The sequence below is a fragment of the Actinospica durhamensis genome (assembly GCF_018139695.1).
In the GTDB taxonomy this organism is placed as follows: Bacteria; Actinomycetota; Actinomycetes; order Streptomycetales; family Catenulisporaceae; genus Actinospica; species Actinospica durhamensis.
Window position 1 is genome coordinate 1 of sequence record NZ_JAGSOG010000784.1, and the last position, 426, is coordinate 426.

A 426-nucleotide genomic window follows, 5' to 3' on the forward strand; every position below is an offset into this window, starting at 1 on the left:
GCCTGGATCTGCTCGGGCGTGTGCCGTGCGGAGAGGGCGAAGCGGAGCAACCCGGTGCCCTGCGCGACGACGGGGTAGAAGACCGGGAAGCACAGGATTCCGGCCCGGCGCAGGCGGACCGCGCCGTCGAAGGCCGCCTCCTCGGTGTCCATCGCCAGGCCGCGCACCGGCGAGCGGGTGCCCGCGTTGACGAGCTGGTTGCCGCTGTTGACCTTGTCGAACAGTTCCGTGTTGGCCCACAGGGCGTCCTGGAGCTCGGTGACGGTGCCGTCCAGGTGCATCCGCGCCGACTCGGCGTTCACGAGCATGTGGGTGACCATGTTGGAGTGGCCGAACACCATCGGGTTCGCCTCGCGGCGCAGCAGCGTCACGTCCGCCGGGTCGTGCGTGAGCAGGAAGCCGCCGGAGCCGCCGAACGCCTTGGAG

General features: G+C 70.7%; 1 pseudogene. It reads right to left on the reverse strand.

What is annotated here, in order from left to right:
* A pseudogene (locus KDL01_RS42210) lies at positions 1-426 on the reverse strand (aminotransferase class I/II-fold pyridoxal phosphate-dependent enzyme); the annotation flags it as partial.